The sequence below is a fragment of the Clostridium thermopalmarium DSM 5974 genome (assembly GCF_002995795.1).
Classification (GTDB): domain Bacteria; phylum Bacillota; class Clostridia; order Clostridiales; family Clostridiaceae; genus Clostridium_H; species Clostridium_H thermopalmarium.
This window is the reverse complement of the sequence record NZ_PVXN01000044.1, coordinates 1-659: the sequence shown is the minus strand read 5'-3', so window position 1 is coordinate 659 and position 659 is coordinate 1. Positions and strand designations below refer to the sequence as shown.

1 protein-coding gene is annotated in these 659 nt (G+C 32.0%); it reads left to right on the top strand.

The window, feature by feature from the left end; genetic code table 11:
- Positions 1 to 103 precede the first annotated feature (103 nt).
- A partial coding sequence (locus CPAL_RS08515) for an IS30 family transposase (RefSeq protein ID WP_146126579.1) occupies positions 104 to 659 on the top strand: 556 nt, incomplete at its 3' end.

The following is a 659-nucleotide window of genomic DNA, read 5'->3' as shown; positions in this document are numbered from 1 at the left end:
GGTTCATTGTATAATCAAATGCAATAGATAAAAAAGAAAAACCATAGTGAGAAAATCATGTATAATTGTTTTTGACAAGAAAACAAAACATGAGGTGCTCACTATGGCTCGAAATAATTGTAACACAAATAAACGAACTTTTAAACACCTAACTGTGTATGATCGAGGAATGATTAAAGCCCTGCTAAAAGAAGGTAAAAGTATTAACTATATTGCTAAGAAACTTAAAAGATCTCCTAGCACAATTAGTAGGGAAATAAGAAGAGGAACTACTACCCAGTTAAGAACTAATCTAACAACATATGAAGAATATTTTCCTGAAACAGGACAGGCTGTATATGAAAAGAACCGTAAAAACTGTGGTCGTAGATTCAAAATAACACAAGCAGAAGAATTCATAAGTTATGCTGAAGAAAAAATACTTAAAGATAAATGGTCACCTGATGCGGTAGTGGGTTCATGCAAAATGGATGCTAAGTGGCAAAATAAAATTATTGTATGCACTAAGACTCTATACAATTATATAGATAAAGGACTTATGAAGATTAAGAATATTGATTTACAGCTTAAGACTCGTATAAAGACTAAGAAAACTGGTGTGAGAAAAATTAAGCGTAAGCTAGGGGAAAGCATTGAACAAAGACCAGAAGAAGTTCAAG